We start from the raw sequence: 23,030 nt of genomic DNA, 5'->3' as shown, positions 1-23,030 counted from the left end.
AATTACTTGACGGCGCCGGCCATCAGGCCGCGCATGTAGAAGCGTTGCAAAAGCAGGAAGACGAGCAAGCAGGGGATGACCATGACGACGACGCCGGCTTGCACCGCGCCCCAATCGATGGCGCCCATTCTGGATGAGCGCACGGCGGTCATCAGCACCGGCAGCGTGAATTTCTCGTTGCTGGACAAAAGCACGAGTGCGGCGAAGAACTCGTTCCAGGCATTGAGGAAGGCGAAGATCGCGACGGTGACGACCCCCGGCAGCACCAGCGGAAACAGCACGCGGGCAAGCAGGCCGAGATCGCGCGCGCCATCGATGCGAGCGGCTTCCTCGATCTCCTTGGGCACCGCGTCGAACGCATTGCGCATCATGAAGACGGAAAAGGGTAGCTGCAGCGTGACGTAGACGAGCGTCAGCCCGAACAGCGAATTGTTCAGCCCCAGCCGCGAGAGAATGATGAAGAGCGGCGTCAGGATCGACTGGAACGGGATCATCAAGGTGGCGATGATCAGGATGAACAGCACGTTCTTGAACGGAAATCGATAGCGCGAGAAGCCGTAGCCGGCGAGCAGGCTGATCGCCACGGTGAGCACAACCGTCGCGACCGAGACGATCAGCGAGTTCAGCATATGATGCCAGATGCCAGCGCCGAACGTATCGAGTGTCCGGTAGGCATCGACGCTGAGCCGGCTGATGCCGGTGAGCGGCCATGGCGGCAGCGCCGTTTCGCTGCGCGGGCGAAACGATGACATGAGCATGATCGCAAACGGCGCCAGGAAGAACACGACGATCGCGGCACCGGCGACGTGATAGCTTGTGGCGCGCCGCGCATTGCGGCGGGCGCGAAGGACTGTACGGCCGGTCATGGACGATCCTCCCCAACCTTGAGCAGCCAGAGCTGCACGATGCTGAGCGCCACCAGGATGACGAGCAGCGCGATGGAAAGAGCCGCGCCGTAACCCAAGTTGAACGACACGAAGGACTGGTTGAAGATGTAGTAGACGATCGAGATCATGCGGTTTTGCGGTCCACCTGATGTCATGATGTAGAACTGGTCGAAGGCGAGAATCGAACCGGTGACCGACAGGATGAGCGCAAGCGCCATGGTTCTGCGCATCAAGGGCAGCGTCAGGTGGCGAAAGCGCTGCCAGGCGCCGGCGCCATCGATGCGCGCGGCCTCCGTCAGCTCCGATGGAATGCCCTGCAGCCCGGTCAAGAGAATGATCATCGTGAAGCCGGCGACCTTCCAAACGACCATGACGATGATCGTCAGGAAGGCGCTGTCGAAGGTCGCAAGCAGGTTGCGCCGCCCTTGGGTGAGGCCCAGCATTTCGAAGACGGGCGAGAACAGGCCGCTATCGACGTTGGCGAGCCAGACCCACAGAAGCGACGCCGAAGCCAGACCGATGACCACGGGGAGGAAAATAATCGTTCGATACGCCGACACGAAGCGGCGCGGCTTGTCGACGAAAAAGGCAAGCGGAAAGGCCAGCGCGAAGATCGCGATCGTGACAACAAGCGTGTATTGCGCGGTGAAGCCGAGCGATGTCCAGAAACGCGGGTCGTTGAACATGCGCGTGTAGTTGCCGATGCCGATCCAGCGCGGCGAGCCCATGAGCGGCCAGCGGTGCAGGCTCATCCAGACGGTGAAGAGCAGTGGCAACACGAAGAACACGGTCACCAGAGCGATTGCGGGCGCGATATAGGCGACGCCCCGCCAGCCCCCTCTCCGCCGCCGCCTGCGCTTCGGAGAGACGGAGATGATTTCAGTCGTCATCTTTGATCTCGTTCTATTTTGGGGAATGACAGGACGGGATCGGGTCGCGATCCCGTCCTGAAGCATTATTGTGCGCTGTCGATGATCGACTGCATGTCGGCCTGGCCGTTGGCGAATGCGCCGTCGACGTCATCGCCGAACATGGCGGCATTGATGAATTGCGACCACGGGCTGTTCGGGCTGTTGATCAGGTCGTTGAACTGCAGCGTGTAGGGCGTCTTGGCGACCTTGATCGCTTCGGCGGCCACGAGCAGGCGCGGATCCTGTCCCTTCAGGACCTGCTCGGCGATATCGGTGCGCGTCGGCAGGCTGCCATTCTTGGCCATGATCGTCTGCCCCTCCTCGGAATAGACGAACTCCAGGAACTTCTGGATCTGGCTGACATGCGGCGTGCCCTTGGTAACAACGATGTTGTCGCCGCCGGCGAAGGAGGACGGCTTGTCGTCGACGCCGGGGATCATCGCCACGCCGAAGTCGAGCTCGGGATGCTGCGTGATCATCGTGCCGATGGCGAAAGCGCCGAGGCTCTGCTGGCCGATCTTGCCGCCGAGGAACTTCAGAAAGTCCACACCGTTATCGGTCGCGGCACTGGCAGGCACGGCGCCCGACTTGACGATCGTACGATAGTCTTCGACGGCCTTTCGCATCTGGGGAGTATCCAGTGTCGCGGTCTTTCCATCCTCAGAGAGGATATCCGCGCCGGCACCCCACACGAGAGGTGCGAATGTAAAGATCATGCAGCCGCCACAGCCGCCGCCCGAGAAATAGAAGCCCGCATTATCGGCACCGAGCTTATGGATTTTCTCGGCATTGGAAGCGATCTCTTCCCATGACGCAGGGGCTTTTTCCGGATCGAGGCCAGCCTGTTTATACAGGCCCTTGTTCCAGGCGAAGACGGAGGTCTCGACCAGAAGCGGCAGACCGTAGACCTTGCCCTCATAGGTGCCCTGCTTGACGTGCGCGGGCGCCAGCGCGTTGAAATAGCTCAGCGACTTGGCAAAATCCGTCATGTCCTCGAGCTGGCCTGCGGAGGCGAAGGACGGGGTGTAGATCAGGTCCAGCGAGATCGCATCGGGCGCCTGCCCGCCGGCAACCGCGGTGGCGTATTTTTGGACCATCTGGTCCGAGGGGATTTCGGTGAGTTCGACCTTGTCGGGATTGGCCGCGTTATAGGCGTCGATCACCGCCTTGAAGGCGCCGCCGCCGCTGCCCGAACGCACCCACATGCTAACGGTTTCGGCGGATGCCGCCGAGGCCAGGAATATCGACAGCAATGCCGTCGCTGCAAGCATTCTCTTATGCATGATTTCCTCCAATCATTGGGGCAACCGCGCCCCGCCTCCCTTTAGATTTCCCGGTTTCCACCACAGGACTGGCGAATAACGAGCTTGCATGGAAGCTTGCGCAGGCCGGGCTCGACAGTTCGCCCCTCGGCAAGATCCAAGATCGTCAGCCCGGCCGTTCGGCCGAGCTCCTTCAAATTCATGTCGACCGTCGTCAACGCCGGCCGCGTCTGGTCGGCGAAGATCTCCCAGTTGTCGAAACCGATGATCGACACATCCTCGGGCACGCGAACGCCCTTCTCGCGCAAGGCGTCCACCACGCCTCTCGCGATCTGGTCGTTACCGCAGAAAATGCCGTCGGGCGTTTCCTTGCCGCCGCCCCAAAGCATGGCGACGGCCTCATGCCCCCAGGCCTCCGTCCATGCGCCGTGCATGACGAGCGCGTCCGGACCGACGGCCTGGCGAAAGGCATCGGCGCGCTCCACGGCCGAGACGAAACTGTCGGGACCCGTCACATGGACAATTCTTTTCCGCCCGACCTTGCGAAGCCGCTCGACGGCAAGCCGCGCGCCGTCGGAATCGTCCGCCGTCAGGATGACGCTTCCCGGCACGCCCTCGGTAAAGGCGTAGACAACCGGCACCGGCAGGCCAGCGAGATCGACCGGGAGAGACCTGTCGACCCGCTTGCCCGTCGCGATGATGCCATCCACCTGCTTGTCCAGCATGGCATCGACATGAACCTTGGCGAGTACCGGATCATCCTCGATCGCGCAGAGAAAGACCGAGACGCCATGATCGACCAGCGCTTCTGAAATCCCCGACATCAGCGGCAGCGTGAAGCGACCGTAGGTATCGTTGGTGAGGAGCCCCACCGTGAAACTTCTGTTGAAGAGGAGGCTGCGCGCCAAAGCATTCGGCCGAAAACCGACGTCGGCCGCGATCGACTTGATCTTCTCGCGCGTCTCCGACGCCATCCGGCCGGTATCGTTCAGCGCCTTCGACACGGTCGAAACGCTGACGCCCGCAGCCTTGGCGACGTCATGAATTGTGACACGGTTGCTCCGAGCGACCACGCGATCTCCTCCTTCTCGCGGAGGTGAGAAAAGCGTTTCCCAAATGCAAAGTCAACGTGAGAAAACGTTTTCTCATCATTTTCCCAATTTCGGTGTGCGGGCAGGTTTTGCGCTGGGGAACGGAAAACGAAAAACGGCGGCACCGGGGCGGGGAGAACATCGCCTGGGTACCGCCGTCGTGCGCCTAGGGCTGGAGGGGCCGGATGGGCGCTGGAGAAGATGGGCCGTCAATGGTTCGTGAGGCGAACCGAAAAAGCGGGCGGTGGCCCCGGTTAAAAGGCCACCGCGGGGAGGATCAATCGTAGAGAACGGCCGAAACCTTCGGGTCGCTCAGATTGCTCTTGTCGTACCAGTAGAAACCGGTGTCGATGACCTTGTCGAGCTTCTCGCCCTTGATCGCCTTGGCGAGCGAATCCACGACGCATTCACCGATCCCGACAGGGTTCTGGGTGATCGCGCCATATTCGGACCCGTCCGCGATCGCGGCCCTTTGCTGCTTGCCGGAGTCAAAGCCGATGGCGATGATCTTCGCCTTGCTTTCGCGCGCCGCCTGCAGGAGGCCAATCGCCGAGCCTTCGTTGGAGGCGAAGATGCCCTTGATCTGAGGATGCGCGGCAAGCATGGCCTTGGCGCTTTCGGTCGCCACCAGCGGGTCGCCGCCGTACTGAATGTCGACTATCTTGATGTCGGGATATTTGCTCTCGATCTGGTTCTTGAAGCCGTCGCGACGCTGAATGCCGGTCTGGCTGGTCTGGTCGTGAACGAGCATGCCGATCTCGCCGGCCTTGCCGACGGCTTCCGCCATCTTGTCGGCGGCGGCGGCGGCGGCCTTCAGGTTGTCGGTCGAGCAGGTCGCGAGCGGCAGATCGCTGTCGACGCCGGAATCGAATGCGACGATCGGGATGCCGGCTTCATGCGCCTTCTTCAGGAGCGGCACTTCCGCCTGCGAGTCCAGCGCTGCGAAACCGAGGCCCTGCGGCTTCTTGGCGATCGCAGCGTTCAGCATGTCAATCTGCTTGTCGATCATGGCTTCCGTTTCCGGCGCCTCGAAGGTGATGGTGACGCCATTCTTCTTCGCCGACTGTTCAGCGCCCGATTTCACGGCCTGCCAGAACTGGTGCTGAAATCCCTTCGAGATGATCGCGAAATAGGATTCCTGCGCGAAGGCGGGCGCGGACAGAGCCGAAGCGAGGCTGAGTGCGACGATTGCAGTTTTCATTTTCATTGTATGTCTTCCTCCGTTGATGGTGGCCGTCCTCCTCCGGGCGGCGAAAATGGTATCCAAACAGTCAGAAATCCCCTGTGCTGCTCCCTTCCCTGCTTAGTTTTTCTTGCGCAGCATCATGTCGACGAAGACGGCAACGATGATGATGATACCGGTGACGACGATCTGCCATTCCTGCGCCACGCCCATGATGCGCAGGCCGTTGTTCAGGACCGACATGATGAAGGCGCCTATGATGGTTCCGAGCACCGTTCCGCGGCCGCCGCTGAGCGAAGTGCCGCCGATGACGACAGCCGCGATGGCATCGAGCTCGTAGCCCTGGCCGAGCGCCGGCTGCGCGGAGTTGAGGCGCGAGGCGATGAGAAGGCCGGCGATGCCGCAGACGAGACCGCCGAGCGCATATGTGACGATCTTCCAGCGGTCGACATTGACGCCCGAAAGACGCGCCGCTTCCTCATTGCTGCCGAGCGCGAAGATGTAGCGGCCGAGCAGCGTTCGGTTGAGGATGATCGAGGCGATGATGGCGACGACGAAGAGGATCAGCACGCCGTTCGGAATTTCGAGACCCGGCACGATCTGGCCCACGAAGGAGTCGATCGAAATCATCGGGAAGTTCGGCGTGTCGTTGAAGTAGATCGGCTTGACGCCCGAGATCACCAGCGACAGCCCCTTCAGGATCAGCATCATGCCGAGCGTCGCGATGAAGGGCGGGATCTTGAACTTGGCGATGACGATGCCGGAGATGGCGCCGCAGAAGGCGCCGGTCAGCAGCGCACCGATGATGCCGAGCGGCATCGGCAGGCCGAGAAAAGTCAGAAGCACGCCGGTTATGACTGAACAGAAGGTCATCCTCGCATCCGCTGGTCGCCATCTACAATCTGCACTCGCTGGCGCTCGGCGCGGTGGTCGGCCATGTCGGCTTCGACAAGATCGAGGCGGGCGAGGAAGGCGGGCTCGATACGCATGCCTATGCCCACTACCTCCACCACAAGTATTTCGAGGTAAACTATGCCGACGGCCTGATCCCGTTCGACAAGTGGTTCGGCACCTGGCACGACGGCACCAAGGATGGCGATGAGGCGATGAACGCGCGCTGGCAGAAGAAGCTGCAACGCGAGAACGCCCGCAAGGAAGCGCAGGAAGGCAACCAGGCATGACCCGTGCATTGACCGTAGCCGATCTGCGCGCGCTCAAGGGCAAGCGTCAATTCCTGACCATGCATGTCGATAGCCCGGCGGAGGCAGCAGCCGCCGCCGAGGCCGGCATAGAGATGTTCACCTGCGAGGTGGACGAGCAACTGCCGAGGATACGCAAGGCCGCCCCCACCGTCTTCATCCAGGCAGCCCATGTACAGGGCGCCATCCACGACGAATCGAGCGCCATCCGCGAGGGCTTTCGCGCGCTCGATCTCGGCGCCAGCTGCATCTACTTCGCCGGCTCGCTGCGCCTGCTGGAAGCGATGGCCAAGGAGGGCATTCCCGTCAGCGGCCATGTCGGCCTCGTACCGCGCTGGGCCACGTGGACGAATTTCCGCTCGATCGGCAAGACGCCTGAGGAGGCGGCCTCGATCTATCGTCGCGTGAAAGATTATGAGCAGGCCGGCGCCTGGGCGGTCGAGATGGAGGTTGTCCCCGTCGCGATCGCGGAGTGGATCACGCGCTCGACGCCGCTGATCACGCTTGGAATGGGCTGCGGCGCCGTCTGCGATTCCCAGTATCTCTTCTCCTGCGACGTGCTTGGAACCGGCACGAGCCGCGTGCCCCGCCACGGCAAGCAATATGCCGATCTCGCCGCCGAGGAAGCGCGCCTGCAGGAACTGCGCGTGAAAGCGTTCCGGGCGTTCGCCAACGATGTCCGCGACCGGAAATATCCAGAGACCCGCCATGAGGTTCATGTCGGCGAAGAGGTCCTGGCAGCCGCCAAGACGCTCGTTTGAGGTGACCGGGCAGACGACAACATCGCCTGCCCTCCCCACCCCAGTTTTCCCATAATTCTCTTCTCAACGAGGTCTTCGATGGCTGCTCGCTTGATCGACGGACGGCAATCCGCCGCCGCCGTCATCCAATCCGTGAAATCCGCGACCGAGGCTTTGCGTGATCGCGTTGGCGTGCCCCCGGGGCTGGCGGTGATCATCGTCGGCGACGATCCGGCGAGCCACGCCTATGTCGGCGCCAAGGGGCGGATGGCCAAGGACTGCGGTTTCACTTCTATCCAGCACTCGCTTCCGGCGACGTCGACGCAGGACGAAATCGCAGCCCTCGTTGCAAGCCTGAACGAGGACGAGGCCGTGCACGGCATCCTCGTGCAACTGCCGCTGCCGTCCCATCTCGATGCCGAGAAAATCACGCAATCGGTCCGTCCGGAGAAGGATGTCGATGGCTTGCACGTGGTCAATGCCGGCAAGGTTGCGACCGGCGATCTCGATGGAGGGCTGATTTCCTGCACCCCCGCCGGCGCCATGGTGCTTGTTCGCGGCGTCCATGGCAGCGATCTCTCGGGGCTCAGCGCCGTCGTCATCGGCCGATCGAACCTCTTCGGCAAGCCGATGTCGGCGCTTCTCCTTGCCGCCAATGCGACCGTGACCACCGCGCACTCCCGCACGAGGGACCTGCCCGCGATCTGCAGGACGGCGGATATTCTTGTGGCGGCGGTCGGCCGGGCGCGGATGGTCGGCAGGGATTGGGTGAAGCCTGGCGCAACGGTGATCGATGTCGGCATCAACCGCGTGCCGGTGGAGGGCAATGCCGAGGGCAAGACCCATCTCGTCGGCGACGTGGCGTTCGAGGAGTGCAGCGAGATCGCGGGTGCGATAACGCCGGTGCCCGGCGGCGTCGGGCCGATGACGATCGCCATGCTGATGGCCAATACGGTGATCGCGGCATACCGATCTCAGGGCATTCAGCCGCCGCGCTTCTGATGTCGCGGCACGTCCTTATCCCCGCGAGTGCCCGCCATAACGCCGGTCTCACCAAAAGTTGTAGATGATATCGTCGTCAGCCTTCGTCCGTCCAATCAACCCGGTTGCTAAAAAACCATAATTGCTCCACCTACATTGTAGACAAACGCGAGCAGTCGGAATTGGATCAGAGCTTGATGCGCATTAAATACAGTTTCCTCGGCATTCTCCTGGCGATTGCGCCCACGGCCCATGCGCTGGACATGGGAGCGGTGCCGGTTCTGGCGCCGCAAAAGCAGCAGGAGCAGGCGGCACAGCTGAGCGCGCAATTCTTGACGCGCTACAGCTATCGGCCGGTCGCGCTCGACGACAGCCTCTCCGTCAAGATCATGGATCGCTTCATCAAGTCGCTCGATCCGGATCGGATGATCTTCCTGCAGTCGGACATCAACACCTTCATGGCCGACAGCACCAAGATCGACGACGCGATCAAGACGGAAGACCTGAAGCTCCCCTTCTCGATCTTCAACCTCTACGAACAGCGCATCGTCGATCGCATGACCTATGCGCGCGATCTCCTGAAGAAGGGCTTCGATTTCACCGCGCAGGAAGACTACGCGCTGGTGCGCGACGATAAACCCTGGCCGCAATCCGAAGCCGAGAGCAACGATCTCTGGCGCAAGCGGGTGAAGGCCGACTGGCTTCGGCTGAAACTCGGCGGCCAGACCGAAGCCACCATTCGCGACACGCTCGACAAGCGCTATAAGAACGCGCTCGAGCGCGCCTATAAATACAAGAGCGACGACGTCTTCCAGTCCTTCATGGACGCCTATTCGACATCGATCGATCCGCATACCGACTACTTCGGCGCCACCGCATCGGCCGATTTCGATATTTCGATGAAGCTCTCGCTGGTTGGCATCGGCGCGGTGCTGCAGGAGCGAGACGATTACACGACGATCCGCGAACTCGTTCCCGGCGGCCCGGCGCAGCTATCCGGCAAGCTCGCGGTCGGCGACCGCATCACCGGTGTCGGCCAGGGCGCCGACGGTCCGATCAAGGAAGTGATGGGCACGCGTCTCGATGAAGTCGTGCAGTTGATCCGCGGCGAGAAGGATTCCATCGTCCGCCTGGATATCCTGCCCGCCGACGCCGGCGCCGATGGTGGTCATCGCGTCATCAGCCTCGTGCGCGACAAGATCAGCCTCGACAAGCAGGCAGCCAAGAAGGCCGTTCTCCCTGTCAAGGATGGCGACGTCACCCGCAAGATCGGCGTGATCACGCTGCCGGCCTTCTACGAAGACTTCGAAGCCCGCCGAAAGGGCGATAAGGATTACAGAAGCGCCAGCCGCGACGTCGCCAAGCTGCTGACCGAACTCAAGCAGGAGAAGGTCGACGGCGTGCTCATCGACCTGCGCAACAATGGCGGCGGTTCGCTCGCCGAAGCGATCGACCTCACCGGCCTGTTCGTCGGCAAGGGCCCGGTCGTCCAGCAGCGCGGCGCCGATGGCAAGGTCGAGGTTCAAAGCGACGATCTGCCGACGCCGGCATGGACCGGCCCGGTCGGCGTCTTGATCAATCGCGGCTCGGCGTCCGCTTCCGAGATCTTCGCGGCCGCTATCCAGGACTATGGCCGTGGCGTGATCATCGGCGAACCGAGCTTCGGCAAGGGCACCGTGCAGACCGTGGTCAATCTCGACCAGGTGGCGCGCAACGACAAGCCGAAATTCGGCGAGCTGAAGCTGACGATCGCGCAGTTCTTCCGCGTCAACGGCGGTACCACGCAGCTGCGCGGCGTCACCCCCGATATCGCCCTGCCCGGTCTCTCGGACCCTAAGACCTTCGGCGAAACCAGCTACGACAACGCGCTCCCCTGGGCGCAGATCAAGCCCGCCCGCTACAAGCAGGCCGGCAACCTCAAGGCGGAACTGCCGAAGCTGCAGGCCCTTCACGACAAGCGTGTGGAAACCGACCCGGACTTCCAGCGTCTTATCGAGGACGTTGCCGAACTGAAGGCGCAGCGCGACAAGGGCGTGATCTCGCTCAACGAAGCCGACCGCCGCAAGGAACTGACCGCCCGCGAAAACCGGCTGAAGTCGCGCGCACAGCTGGACGATGGCGTCGACACCACCAACGACGACGGCCTGCAATCCAACGAGCGCAGCCTGACGGCCGATATCGCGCTTGAGAATGCGCGCAAGAAGGCCAAGGACGTTCTCTTGAACGAAGCAACCGCGATCCTCTCCGATGCGGCCGGCTTGCAGGCAGGCACTCGGTAAGGGCCACACCGGTCAATTGGAAAAGCGGACGGCCAGGGTTTGGCCGTCCGCTTTGAAACCTTGAGAGCAGAGTATCGCTCGCCTACCCTTTCCGAGCGGCATCGCCCGCTCAGCTCGTGCCCCCGACAGCGTCCAAGGCATTTTTCAGCTCATCCAGCCCGTGTGGCTTGAGCAGCAGGACCGTCCTGGAACTGTCGTCCATCTCGGGTTTCTTCTCCGAACCAGTCGCGAAAACGATGCCGATCTCAGGCCAGCGCTTGCGTACCTCGCGACAGAAATCGTCTCCGGACATGCCTGGCAGACCAAGATCGGTCACCAGCACATCGATCGGCTCGCTGCCAAAGAGCGGAAGCGCCTCCTCGGCGGATTCGGCCTCGATCACCTCATGGCCAAGTTCGGCCAGCATGTCGGCGGTTGCCATCCTGATCAGAGCATTGTCCTCGACCAGAACCACCCGGAGCGCCTGCGACGCGGCCGGCGAGACGGGCGCGGGTATGGCTGCGATGGACGTCTCCTTTCGGCGCTCCGCGTTCTTCTGCGTTTCGTCGATGACATGCCGGATCTTGCGGGCGAGCGCCTCGCGTGTGTAGGGCTTCGACAAAAGCTGCACGCCGGGATCGAGCCGGCCGCCGTGAACGATGGAATTTTCAGTGTAGCCGGAGGTGAAGAGAACGGCGAGGCCCGGCAAGCGCTCCTTCGCCTTCTTCGCCATCTCGCTGCTTTTCAGCGGTCCGGGCATGACGACATCGGTGAAGAGCATGTCGATGTGGATACCGCTTTCGATGACCGAAAGAGCGGCCGCCGCATCGCCTGCCTTCAGAACGCGGTAGCCGAGTTCCTGCAGCATTTCGACCACGGTGGTGCGCACGCCTTCATCATCCTCGGCGACCAGAATAGTCTCCGGCCCGCCTTCGACGGGGGCATGCGGATCGATGACTTGAAGGTCTTCCTGCTGCAGCGAACGCGGCAGATACATCTTCACGGTCGTTCCGTGTCCAACCTCGCTGTAGATTTTCACATGTCCGCCCGATTGCCGGACGAAACCATAGACCATGGAGAGGCCGAGCCCCGTCCCCTTCCCTTCCGGCTTCGTCGAGTAGAACGGCTCGAACACCTTGTCCAAGAGGTCGGAAGGTATGCCCGCCCCGGTGTCGGTCACCGAAATCGACACATACTGGCCGGGCACGACATCCTGATGCTGCCTTGCATAGGCGTCGTCGACATAGGCGTTGCCGGCCTCGATCGTCAGATTGCCGAAGCCCTCCATCGCATCGCGGGCATTGATCGCGAGATTGAGGAGCGCGTTCTCGATCTGCATCGGATCGACCAGCGTGTTCCACAGCCCGCCCGAGACGACGGTCTCCACCTCGACGCCTTCGCCGATCGTGCGCCGGATCATCTCGTCCATGCCGCGGATCAACCGGCCGGCATTGACGACGCGGGGATCGAGCGCCTGTCTGCGGCCGAAGGCGAGGAGCTGGGCCGCAAGCTTGGCGCCGCGTTCCACGCCGGCCAGCGCGTTGGTGATCTTGCGCTGCGCCTTGTCGTTGCCGATAACGTCGCGCGACAGCAGTTGGAGATTGCCCGCCACCACTTGCAACAAATTGTTGAAGTCATGCGCGACGCCGCCGGTCAAATTGCCGATGGCCTCCATCTTCTGGGCCTGCTGTAGGGCAAGCTCGGTGTTGCGGAGCGCGATAGCCGCCTCGCGCTCTTCCGTCACGTCGCGGCCGACCGCATGGATTGACGCGTCATAGGGAACCGCGGTCCAGGAAATGGTGCGGTAGCTCTTGTCCTTAGCCTGGTAACGATTCTCGAAGGACAAGGTCGTTGCGCCCTCGCTGAGCTTGCCGACTTCGGCCAGCGTCGTCGCCATGTCCTCGGGATGGATGAAGTCGAGGAACGACCGGTTGATGAGCTCGCTCTCCTCCCAGTCGAAGACCGTCTTCCATGCCGGATTGACCGCCGTTATCTTGGCCTCGAAATCGGCGACCAGCATGATATCGGTCGACAGCCGCCACATCCGGTCGCGATCGGCGGTGCGCTCGGCGACGCGCTGCTCGAGCGTTTCGTTCAGCGCCTCAAGCTTCGCGCGGGTCTCGCGCTGGTCCTCGATGTCGGTGTTGGTGCCGATCCAGCGGAAAACGCGGCCATCCTCGTCGCGCGACGGTACCGCGCGAGCGATGTGCCAGCGATAGGAGCCATCGGCGCGCCGCAGCCTGAGATCGGTCTCATAGGCCTCACCCGATGACAAGGCGGATCGCCAGCGGTCGGCCATGGCGGTGAAATCGTCGGGATGGACGATCTTGGTCCAGGCGCCGCCATCGAGTTCGCCGGGTGCGGCACCGGCATATTCATAGACGCGCTCGTTGAACCAATCGAGCTGGCCGTCGGGCCGCGCCGTCCAGACGTGATTGGGGATAGCCTGGGCGAGCGCGCGGAACCGCGCCTCGCTTTCCCTCAGTTCACGCTGCGCCTTGCGCCGGTCGGTCACATCCTGCACGACGCCCACGAAGCGCAGCGGCTTGCCGCTGGCGTCGCGCTCGAACTCTCCCTTGCGGGCGATGACACGCTTCTGGCCGTTATCGGCGCGGCGGATGCGATACTCGACGTTCAGGGGCGAGGCGCCCGCCGCGCGCGTCCTGCCGTTGGAGCTGATCTCGCGGTCCTCCTCGACGATCAGCCCTTCCAGCGTCTCGATGCGGACATCGCCGGCATCCTCGTATCCGTAGATCTTGCAGAATTCAGGCGTGGCGTTGAGGACATTGGTTTCCAGATCGAGCGAAAAGACGCCGACGCCACCGGCTTCCTGCGCCCGGCGCAGCCGCGCCTCTGCGTCACTCAGCGCCAGCGCCGTCAGGTGCTCTTCCGTGCGGTCACGCAGAACCTTGACCAGGCCGACGGGCGTTCCATCCTCGTCGCGGATCGGGCGGATCTCACCATTGGCCCAGAAGCGTTCGCCGGATTTGCGAAGATGCCACCGGTCGTGATGGGCGTTGCCCTGTCTCAGTGCCGCAGCCATCGCCTCGTTCGCCTTATCGGCCGCGCGATCCTCGGGCGTGAAGAGCAGTTGCCAATGCTTGCCAGCGACCTCGTCTTCGGTCCAGCCAAAAATGCGGCGCGCGCCCTCGTTCCAGCGCAGGATGATCCCATCCAGATCGAGAGCGAGAATGGCGTAGTCGATGGCCCCGTCCATGATCTGGCGGCTCTGCCGCTCGGATGCCCGCAGCCCCTCCTCGGCCGCGACGCGGTCGGTGACATCGGACCCTTGCACGAAGACGCCGACGATGCTGCCATCCGGTTCCGTCACCGGTTGATAGACGAGATCGACATATTTGCGCTCTACCGGATCGTCGGGCGAAACCTGCAGGTCGACAGGCAGCGCGCGTCCCTCATAAGCGACGCCCGATGTGTAAACCTGATCAAGCAGCTCGTAATAGCCTTGCCCGCGAAGCTCCGGCAGCGCATCGCGCACCGACATGCCGATAACACTACGCCCGCCGACAAGCTGGTTATAGGCCGCGTTGGTCAGCTCGAAGACGTGACGAGGGCCGTGCATCATCGCGACGAAGCCCGGCGCCTGCTCGAACATGCGCCGCAGCCGCTCCTGCTCGCCATTGCGCCAGCGCTCCGCTGCCACCTTTGCCGTCGTCTCGACCACGATCGCGATCACCCCGCACGGACGACCGTCCTCGTCCATGACGGGCGAATAATCGAGGTTCATGAAGACCTGTTCGGGCTTGCCCGTTCTGAACAGCGTCAGCTCCTGATCCTGATAGGCGAGCGTCTTGCCGGCCAGTCCGACCTTCATGACATTGTCGTTGAAATCGGCGACTTCGGGCCACCCCTCGCGGACCTTCGATCCCAGGAGCTGCGGATGCCGACCGCCGGCGAAGACCGAATAGGCATCATTATAAATCATGACGCCGTCTTCGCCCCATAGCGTCACAATCGGCACCGGCGACTGCAGAATGGTCGAGGTCGTGACCTTCACGGCGTTCGGCCAAAGCGCAGGTGGACCGAGAGACGTCTTCTCCCAGTCGAAGCCGCGGATAAGCCGGGCGAGCTCGCCGTCATGGGCGAGAAAATCAAATTCATCAGGTTTCATGGACGTCGACCGGTTGCTCCCGCCAGTTATGTAGCGGAAACATCGACTTGGGGAAGTGGGGCGGAGCGCAAGCCAGCGCTTTATATTAGCGGCCGAACCGGGCGACAGGGGAAGACGACCAACTCACTGGTTGCGGCGCTTGCCTTCAAGGAGGTCGAGAACCGAATTGGCGGCATCCATGACGTTGGTTCCGGGCCCGAACACCGCCGCGACGCCATGCTCCGTGAGAAACGCATAGTCCTGGCGGGGGATGACCCCGCCGACCACCACGATGATGTTCTCGGCGCCCTTCGCCTTCAGCGCATCGATCAGCTGCGGCGCCAGTGTCTTGTGGCCGGCGGCCAGCGACGACATGCCGACCACATGCACCTTGCTTGCAATCGCGAGATTCGCCGCTTCCTCCGGTGTTTGAAACAGCGGCCCCGCCAGCACATCGAAGCCGATGTCGCCGAAGGCCGAAGCGATGACTTTCGCGCCGCGATCATGGCCATCCTGTCCGAGCTTGGCGACCATGATTTTCGGCGCCCCGCCCAGTGCTTCGGAAATCGCGGTCATCCGCGTCCGCAACTGCTGCAGCTCCGGCTCATCGCTGTAGGCATTGCCATAGACGTTTTTCACGACCTCGGGCTCCGCCGTGTGATCGCCGAAAACACGCCGCATCGCATCCGAGATTTCGCCGACGCTGGCGCGCGCCCGCGCCGCTTCCACCGCAGCCTCCAGCAGATTGCCCTCCCCGCTCTCAGCCACCTCGCGCAACCGGTCCAGCGTTTCCGCAACCTTGGCCGCGTCGCGGCGCCGCCGCGTCTCTTCCAGACGCTTGATCTGCGAGGCCCGCACGGCGCTGTTGTCGATATCGAGAATGTCGATCGGCTCTTCGTTTTCCAGCCGGTACTTGTTGACGCCGACGATGATCTCGTCGCCCTTGTCGACCGCAGCCTGCCGCCGGGTCGCGGCTTCCTCGATCAGCCGCTTCGGCAGCCCCTCGTTGACGGCCTTGGTCATGCCGCCGAGCCCTTCCACCTCTTCGATCAGCGCCCAGGCCTTTTCGGCAAGCTCGTTGGTCAGGCTCTCGACGTAGTAGGATCCGGCCAGCGGATCGACCACCTTGGTGACGCCCGTTTCGTGCTGGAGGATCAGCTGGGTGTTACGGGCGATGCGCGATGAGAATTCGGTGGGGAGCGCGATCGCTTCGTCGAAGGAATTGGTGTGCAGCGATTGCGTGCCGCCGAGCACGGCAGACATTGCCTCGAAGGCGGTGCGGATGATGTTGTTATAGGGATCCTGCTCTTGCAGCGAGACGCCCGACGTCTGGCAATGCGTGCGCAGCATCAGCGACGACGCCTTCTTCGGCGCGAACTCTTCCATAATCCGCGTCCACAGCAGGCGCGCGGCGCGCAGCTTGGCGGCCTCCATGAAGAAGTTCATGCCGATCGCGAAGAAGAAGGACAGGCGGCCGGCGAACTCGTCGACATCGAGCCCCTTGGCAATCGCCGCCCGCACATATTCACGCCCGTCGGCCAGCGTGAAGGCAAGCTCCTGCACCAGCGTCGCGCCTGCCTCCTGCATGTGATAGCCGGAAATCGAAATCGAGTTGAAGCGCGGCATCTCCCTGGAGGTGTACTCGATGATATCGGCGACGATCCGCATCGAGGGCTCGGGCGGGTAGATGTAGGTGTTGCGGACCATGAACTCCTTGAGGATGTCGTTCTGGATGGTTCCGGAAAGGGCGGCCCGCGACACGCCTCGCTCTTCCCCGGCGACGATGAAATTCGCAAGGATCGGAATCACCGCCCCGTTCATCGTCATCGACACCGAGACCTTCTCCAGCGGAATGCCGTCGAACAGGATCTTCATATCCTCGACGCTGTCGATCGCGACGCCCGCCTTGCCGACATCCCCCTCGACGCGCGAATGGTCGCTATCGTAGCCGCGATGGGTAGCGAGATCGAAGGCGACGGAAACGCCCTGCTGGCCTGAGGCCAGTGCCTTGCGATAAAATGCGTTGGATGCCTCGGCGGTGGAGAAGCCGGCATATTGCCGGATCGTCCAGGGCCGGCCCGCATACATGGTCGCGCGCGGACCGCGGGTGAAGGGTGCGAAGCCCGGAAGCGAGCCCGGCTGCGCGACAGCGCTCTGATCGGCTTCGGTATAGAGCGGCTTGACGTCTATTCCCTCGGGCGTCTTCCACACGAGCGTATCCGGCGAAGCGCGAAGTTCCTTCTCGGCAAGCGCCTGCCAGTCCCCCAGTGTCCTCTCGCCAAGCGTCTTCTTCGTCATATCAAGCCTCCGCAGTCTTCTTTTACGGCAGGCTAGCATTTTATCTGCGCAGGATGCGAGGGCGCTGAGGCTATAAATATGACAGCTCTTTCCGCCTGGCCGATTATTCCGCTGCCGCGAAGACCGGCGTTCGATTGGGAAAGAAGGCGGCGATTTCGCTGATGAAAACGGCGCTTAGGCCTGGAGGCGATTGCCAGATCGCACGGTAATTGCTATACAGTTTGCATTGGAGCGAGCGCGAAGAGTGCGATCTTCAGAGAAGATTCACCATCAGCATTGCATTGTTTTGAAACGGTATTTTTCCAATACGGAAGATAACGAGCGGTTTTCTTTACTGACTCGTACGAGCCATTTTCGGGGATCATTTTTGCCAGTTATCGATAGTGATCGCTATCGAGTCGGAGAGTCTGTATAGTCGCGACTTTCTACGGTTGACGATCAGCACGGCATGCGGAAAATTCACCCCAATATTCAAGAGACGCTCGATCCGCAGGCGCTTTCGCGCGCGGAGACGCTCGACATTCTTGATAGCATCTTCCCATTCGACCGGCGCGATCAGCTCGCGCAGCTACTGACGGACGAAGATACCCTTATCTTGAAAAGACTGGCGCAGAGAAATATCGCGCAGAATACACTCCGCGCTCTCGCCTCTGATTTGGGTTATCTTCAGGCTTGGGCTCGCGCCACCACTGAGAGGCCCCTGCCCTGGCCAACGCCAGAAGAGATGGTTCACGCCTTCATCTCGCAGCACCTTCATTGTGCAGCCGATGCGCCGGATGGACAGAGTGATTGCATGCCGCGCCACGTCGAGGACAGTCTGCGCCAGCGGACCCTTCTCAGAGGCTCCCTCCCACATGCCCCTTCGACCGTTCGTCGGCGGATCGCAAGTTGGGCATTGCTGACGCGAGAGCGTGGCCTGTCCGGCCCCTTCGACAGCGCGTCTGTCAAAGGGGCCATCAAGCAGGCGAAGCACAATGGCGGGCACACGCCGGTCGCAATGAGCGCCATGCCAATAACAGACGATATCCTCCGCCGTCTTCTCCAGACCTGCAAGAAAGACGGCATCGTCGGTCGCCGCGATCGCGCGATCCTGTTGCTGGCGGCAGAGGCCGGCGGCCAGCGTCGCGCGGATGTCGCCAATCTCCGCGTCGAAGACCTGTCCTTCGGAGGCGGCAACGATATTCACAAAAGGCATTCCCGTCGCACTCGGTTGACCGTCAGGATCGGCGCGGCGGAACGCGGCAACCAGTTGAACCTGTCTGGCGAGGCGGCCAAGGCACTGATGGAATGGATACGGGAAGGCGACATAGATACCGGTCCCGTCTTCCGGAAAATCGATCAATGGGGCAATGTCTCGCGACGGATGCTGACACCGCAGTCGGTCAATCTGATCGTCAAGACTCGTGCGAAGAAAGCGGGCATCGATCCGTCATCGGTGTCTGCTCAGGGATTGCGATCCGGCAACCCGGCTCGGGCTCGAAGGCGCGAGCGCAACCCCTCGCCCGCGGTTGCGACTGAAAATGAAGGTCGGAGCGAAGACGTCTCTATCGGGGGCGGGACGTAATCCGCCGGTCAATTCGTCACCCGCCGTCCACTCTTGAAATCAGCTAATCCCCGCATCATCTATCTTTCACACCCGTATCGATAGCCTGCAGAGTGAGCCGAGAGCTCACACGCTTTTGCTGTCCGGGAACGAAGGGCGCTCCTCGAAAGAGTTGAGCGCCCTTTCTGTTTTGGCGCCATCGCCAACCCGGCGCCACCACGATTGAGAAGATCCGGCGACATACGAGATCGCGGCGACCGGCACGCGACTTGGGTGTCTGGAGATATAGAGTGAGGCACCGGCAGGCGCTCTCGTGTGACCGATGCAGCACACAACCTCTCTCCAAACAACATCGGACAGGCGGCTTGCGCGCCTCAGGCATGCGGCCGAGGAGGGAGAGGGGAGCACCATCCGTCGGCACCGGACAGGTAGCATCGCCCTCCCAACGGCAGCCGGCCATGCGTCGGTCGCAGCACGACGACGCGTGAACCACCTGTTCAAAACCCCTCACGGGGCGAGACGCCGACGGCGGGCCGTGTTATCGTTTCGATGATCTTACTGGGATCAGCTGCAGTCGCCGATCATCGGCGCGCACGAAGCAAGCCGACGACAACCGGGCCATGGCCCTGTGGGGCGCGACACCCTCGATCGACCGATCGAGTTCCCCGCGGGGAACAGAGCGCCGCTGCCGCCTGATGGGTGGCCAAATCGACGTTCCCCGCGGGGAACTCGGCAATTTGCAGCCAATTGCGAATCGCGCTACTTCTTCAACTACGCAAAAAGTGCGAATTATCGTTTTTTAGCGAAACAACAGGCGGGTTAACTCAGCATTAACCATCTCGGCGCTTAGGTTATTGAACCCGAATTGAGGATAGAATCGTGAACCGGCACTTGAGCAGCCTCGACTTCATGCAGAGCTTTTCCACGAAGCTGGAACTGGCTCTGCAAAACCTATCGATGGCACAATATCCACCTGACGCCCGCAGAGAGCTGCGGAAGTTCACGTCGTCGGAAGTCGCGTCGCTTCTGGATGTCTCCGAAGCCTACATCCGCCAGATCGTCGTGAAGGAAAAAGGGCCGGCGCCGGAGACAACGGCCAATGGCCGCCGCATGTATTCTCTGGAACAGATACTCGAACTGCGCATGACGCTCGCCGAGAAGGGCCGCAAGAAGTGGATGAACCCGCGGCGCGTCAACGGCGAAGCCTGCCAAGTTCTGGCCGTCACCAACTTCAAGGGCGGATCTAGCAAGACCTCGACCACGATCCACCTCGGCCACTATCTCGCTCTCAAGGGCTACCGCGTACTGGCCGTCGATCTCGACCCGCAGGCATCGCTGACCAGCCTCCACGGGAACCTTGCGGATTTCAATCCGCGCGAAGACGAAACGCTCTATGCCGCGATCCGCTTCGAGGATCCGAAGCCGACGCGTTCGCTTATTCACCAGACCCACATCGCAGGCTTCGACGTGATTTGCGCCGGTCTAGACCTCACCGAGTTCGAAACCGCGGTTGCTCTCGAGATGCGCAAGAGCGGTGGCACCAGCTTCCTGCTGCGTGTCTCGCAGGCGCTCGAGCAGGTTGCCGACGACTATGACGTGATCCTCATGGATTCCGCGCCGTCGCTGAACTTCCTGACGCTGTCGTCACTGACCGCTGCGACCGCCGTCATCATTCCGGTGCCGGCGCATATGCTGGATGTCGATTCCACCGGCAAGTTCCTGGAGCTCGCATCCTCCTACATGCAGATCCTGAGCGACATGGGCGCTTCGGCGCAGTGGGATTTCGCGAAGTTCCTCGTCACCAAGTTCGAAGCAAACGATCACCCGCAGGCCAACATGACCGCGCTGATGCGTCAGGTCTTCGGCGATGATCTGTTGCTGAACATGGTGACGAAATCCACGGCCGTTGCCGATGCGCTGACCTGGAAGCAGAGCCTTTACGAAGTGCAGCGCTCCAGGTTCTCCGCACCGAAGACCTATGACCGTGCAATGGAATCGATCAACGCCTCGAACGCCGAGATCGAAAAACTACTCTGGAATGCATGGGGGCGTGAATGAGCCGCAAAGACTCTCGGGGCATGTTCGCCAATGTGCTCGGTCAGCTCGACCAGCCATCGGCGACACCGCCACAGACCAAGACAACTTCGCCGCACCTTTTGAAGGTCGCTGCCGGCGTGCGCCAGATTCAGGAGAAGGGCGAGGTTCTCGATCGCCTGCTGAAGGATGGCGACCATATCGTCGATGTCGATCCCGATGACGTCGCACCCTCGACCATTCCCGATCGCTTCGACGGTGCTTATGACGATAGCGCCATCGAGGATATCGCCGCATCGATCAGCGAGCGCGGCCAGATCGTGCCGGGCCTGATCCGTCCGTTTAAGAATGGCCCCAAGCCCTATCAGATCGTCTTCGGTCGCCGCCGTCTGGCAGCCGCCAAGAAACTCGGCCTGAAATTTCGGGCGATCGTTCGTGAGCTCACGGACGAAGAAGCGATCGTCTTCCAAGGCGAAGAAAACGCCAACCGCAACGATCTGTCCTTCATCGAGAAATGCGCCTTCGCGCTGTCTCAGGAACAGGCAGGATACAAGCGCGACATCATTTCGGCGTCGCTGGCCACCGGCAAGTCGCATATCTCGGAAATGCTGCGCATCGCATCTGCCATTCCGCGCACCACCATGCTCGTCATCGGTTCGGCGCCGGATATCGGTCGTCGACGCTGGATCGAGTTTGTCGATATTTTCCTGGCGCGTCCCGATGCCGCCGAATGCGTGGAAGAGGCCCTCTCGGAGATCAAACGCAGTTCGGAGACCGATCGCTTCGCTCTGGCACTTGCGGCCCTCAAGACCGCTGCCGCAAAGCCTGCCGCCATCGAGACACCGCAGACGGCCGAGATCCGTGCGAACGGTTTTCTTCTGGCCACCGTCAGCTACCCGAAATCAGGTCCGCGCATCAGCTTCACCAAGGCGGTGCCGACCAGTTTCGTCGATTTTCTGAATGATCGCATGGAGACGCTTCACGGCGAATTCCTGCAGTCCGTAGACAACAAGAGCAAAGGATAGCGCCGCAAAAGAAAAAAGCCCCCGGACGTTGCCGTCGCGGAAGCTCTTCTCATTGGTTTAGCAGCTAGAGAATCGCACTTCCTCGAATCACTGTCAAGCATCTTTGGCACCGTTTTGGTGGACGAACTTCTTTTGCCTTGGAAAAGGTGAAGGTGATGGAAGGCCAATTTGTAACGACGCCCTTTGGGCGGCGAGCGATGTCGCTTGGCATGCTCGCAAATCAGATCAGAGCCCAGCAGATCAAGCCGGGATATTCGATCGATAAGTGGAAGCTCTACCGCGCTCTGTGCGAGGCCAAGCCCTTGCTCGGTGTGACGGATCGTGCGCTCGCCGTGTTGAACGCGCTTCTGAGCTTCTATCCGCAGAACGAACTGTCGGAAGAAAGCGGGCTGGTGGTGTTTCCCTCGAATGCCCAGCTGTCCCTGCGCTCTCATGGGATGGCCGAGCAGACCATTCGGCGTCATCTTGCAGCGCTTGTCGATGCCGGCCTTTTGACCCGCAAGGACAGCCCGAACGGAAAGCGTTATGCGCGCAAGGATCGCTCCGGCTCCATTCGCGATGCATTCGGCTTTTCGCTTGCGCCTTTGCTTGCCCGCGCCGAGGAGATCGAGCATCTGGCTGCCAAGGTCGTGGCGGAGAAATTGTATGTCCAGCATTTGCGTGAGCAGATCAGCCTGTTTCGCCGGGATATCGCCAAGCTGATCGAAGCCGCGATCGCCGACCAGGTTCCGGGCGAATGGGCTCAGACTTTCAACGAGTTTCGCGACATCGTCGAGAGCGTTCCGCGTGCTCCAACGACCACCGAGCTGGAGGTTGTTTGCGATCTCATCGAACGTTTGCGCCTGAAAGTGCTTAACCATCTGGATCTACAAATAAAATTGCAAAATTTGAGCGCCAATCCCTATCAAAATGAGCGCCACATACAGAATTCCAATTCCGAATCTATTCTTGATTCTGAAGCGCCTGCTCAAATCGCGAACGAGCAACACGCGGATGGGTATAAGGTCGAGCAAGATCGAAAGGATGCGGACAACGCATCATTTGGTACGCCTGCTGTTGTCATCAATCCGTCCCTGCCTGAGCCTAAGATGATTGTCTCCCATGACAGAGCTTTGACGGTCGAATCAAAGGCTGGGGATAACCGGGGTTCGGAACTGAAATCCTTCCCGCTCGGTCTCGTGCTGCAGGCATGCCCCGATATCGCAGCCTATGGGCCCGGTGGTGGCATCCGCAGCTGGCGGGATCTCATCAGCGCGGCATCCGTCGTCAAATCGATGCTGGGCGTCACACCGTCGGCCTATCACGACGCCTGCACCATCATGGGCTACGACAACGCCGCGACCGTCATCGCCTGCATTCTCCAGCGCGCCACCAAGATCAACTCGGCCGGTGGCTATCTGAGAGACCTGACGCGGCGTACGGAGAAGGGTGAGTTCGCGATCGGACCGATGCTGATGTCACTCGTCCGCAGCAATGGAGGGCCTGTCACGCTGCAAAGCTGAGAGCGGAG

Annotated in this window: 15 protein-coding genes and 2 pseudogenes; 8 read left to right on the top strand and 9 right to left on the bottom strand. The window is 61.6% G+C overall.

Annotation, left to right across the window (positions count from 1 at the left end; genetic code table 11):
• Positions 1-2: 2 nt before the first annotated feature.
• From ACCD05_RS08635 to ACCD05_RS08610, 6 genes and pseudogenes are all read right to left on the bottom strand, one after another.
• Positions 3-866 carry a carbohydrate ABC transporter permease gene (locus ACCD05_RS08635; protein WP_112435368.1) on the bottom strand — a complete coding sequence of 288 codons (864 nt, stop codon included), beginning with the start codon at positions 864-866 and terminating at the stop codon, positions 3-5.
• The gene (locus ACCD05_RS08630; protein WP_112435367.1) at positions 863-1,777 is read right to left on the bottom strand and encodes a carbohydrate ABC transporter permease; all 915 of its coding nucleotides are present in this window, start codon (positions 1,775-1,777) and stop codon (positions 863-865) included. Before ACCD05_RS08630 ends, ACCD05_RS08635 begins: the two co-directional genes overlap by 4 nt.
• A 65-nt stretch (positions 1,778-1,842) precedes the next feature.
• A complete protein-coding gene (locus ACCD05_RS08625; RefSeq protein WP_112435436.1) occupies positions 1,843-3,081 on the bottom strand; it encodes an ABC transporter substrate-binding protein in 1,239 nt (412 codons plus the stop codon).
• Positions 3,082-3,122: 41 nt separating this feature from the next.
• Entirely contained in the window at positions 3,123-4,133 is a 1,011-nt protein-coding gene (locus ACCD05_RS08620; RefSeq protein ID WP_112950005.1) for a LacI family DNA-binding transcriptional regulator, read from the bottom strand.
• Between the two features lie 295 nt (positions 4,134-4,428).
• A complete protein-coding gene (locus tag ACCD05_RS08615) occupies positions 4,429-5,358 on the bottom strand; it encodes an ABC transporter substrate-binding protein (protein WP_112435365.1) in 930 nt (309 codons plus the stop codon).
• A gap of 96 nt (positions 5,359-5,454) precedes the next feature.
• Positions 5,455-6,207, bottom strand: a pseudogene (locus ACCD05_RS08610) (ABC transporter permease); the annotation flags it as partial.
• 53 nt (positions 6,208-6,260) lie between these two features.
• Here ACCD05_RS08610 and ACCD05_RS08605 point away from each other — a divergent pair.
• From ACCD05_RS08605 to ACCD05_RS08590, 4 genes are all read left to right on the top strand, one after another.
• Positions 6,261-6,515, top strand: coding sequence for a hypothetical protein (locus ACCD05_RS08605; protein ID WP_413392083.1), 255 nt, complete (start codon positions 6,261-6,263; stop codon positions 6,513-6,515).
• Positions 6,512-7,294, top strand: coding sequence for a 3-methyl-2-oxobutanoate hydroxymethyltransferase (locus ACCD05_RS08600; protein ID WP_112435364.1), 783 nt, complete (start codon positions 6,512-6,514; stop codon positions 7,292-7,294). Before ACCD05_RS08605 ends, ACCD05_RS08600 begins: the two co-directional genes overlap by 4 nt.
• A 78-nt stretch (positions 7,295-7,372) precedes the next feature.
• Positions 7,373-8,275, top strand: a complete 903-nt coding sequence (folD, locus tag ACCD05_RS08595) for a bifunctional methylenetetrahydrofolate dehydrogenase/methenyltetrahydrofolate cyclohydrolase FolD (RefSeq protein WP_112950006.1) — start codon at positions 7,373-7,375, stop codon at positions 8,273-8,275.
• Positions 8,276-8,451: 176 nt separating this feature from the next.
• On the top strand, positions 8,452-10,533 hold the full coding sequence (locus ACCD05_RS08590; protein ID WP_112950007.1) for a carboxy terminal-processing peptidase: 2,082 nt from the start codon (positions 8,452-8,454) through the stop codon (positions 10,531-10,533).
• A 109-nt stretch (positions 10,534-10,642) separates the two neighbouring features.
• Here ACCD05_RS08590 and ACCD05_RS08585 read toward each other — a convergent pair whose 3' ends face one another.
• The 3 genes and pseudogenes from ACCD05_RS08585 to scpA all read right to left on the bottom strand — a co-directional run bounded on the left by ACCD05_RS08585 (position 10,643) and on the right by scpA (position 16,918).
• The gene (locus ACCD05_RS08585; protein WP_413392107.1) at positions 10,643-12,610 is read right to left on the bottom strand and encodes a response regulator; all 1,968 of its coding nucleotides are present in this window, start codon (positions 12,608-12,610) and stop codon (positions 10,643-10,645) included.
• A gap of 18 nt (positions 12,611-12,628) precedes the next feature.
• Positions 12,629-14,641: pseudogene (locus ACCD05_RS08580) on the bottom strand (PAS domain S-box protein); the annotation flags it as partial.
• Positions 14,642-14,764: 123 nt separating this feature from the next.
• On the bottom strand, positions 14,765-16,918 hold the full coding sequence (gene scpA, locus ACCD05_RS08575) for a methylmalonyl-CoA mutase (protein WP_112435361.1): 2,154 nt from the start codon (positions 16,916-16,918) through the stop codon (positions 14,765-14,767).
• A 448-nt stretch (positions 16,919-17,366) separates the two neighbouring features.
• Between scpA and ACCD05_RS08570 the strand changes: the two genes are divergently transcribed.
• The 4 genes from ACCD05_RS08570 to repC all read left to right on the top strand — a co-directional run bounded on the left by ACCD05_RS08570 (position 17,367) and on the right by repC (position 23,022).
• Positions 17,367-18,482 carry a tyrosine-type recombinase/integrase gene (locus tag ACCD05_RS08570; RefSeq protein ID WP_112435360.1) on the top strand — a complete coding sequence of 372 codons (1,116 nt, stop codon included), beginning with the start codon at positions 17,367-17,369 and terminating at the stop codon, positions 18,480-18,482.
• Between the two features lie 858 nt (positions 18,483-19,340).
• Positions 19,341-20,519, top strand: a complete 1,179-nt coding sequence (gene repA, locus ACCD05_RS08565) for a plasmid partitioning protein RepA (RefSeq protein ID WP_047504819.1) — start codon at positions 19,341-19,343, stop codon at positions 20,517-20,519.
• A complete protein-coding gene (repB, locus tag ACCD05_RS08560; RefSeq protein WP_112435359.1) occupies positions 20,516-21,520 on the top strand; it encodes a plasmid partitioning protein RepB in 1,005 nt (334 codons plus the stop codon). The genes repA and repB overlap by 4 nt, the downstream gene beginning before the upstream one ends.
• A gap of 155 nt (positions 21,521-21,675) precedes the next feature.
• Complete coding sequence (gene repC / locus ACCD05_RS08555; protein WP_112435358.1) at positions 21,676-23,022, top strand: plasmid replication protein RepC; 1,347 nt, start codon at positions 21,676-21,678, stop codon at positions 23,020-23,022.
• Positions 23,023-23,030: the final 8 nt, after the last annotated feature.

Source organism: Rhizobium sp. Rhizsp42, from assembly GCF_047304155.1.
Lineage (GTDB): Bacteria > Pseudomonadota > Alphaproteobacteria > Rhizobiales > Rhizobiaceae > Rhizobium.
This window is presented reverse-complemented; position numbering and strand designations above follow the sequence as displayed.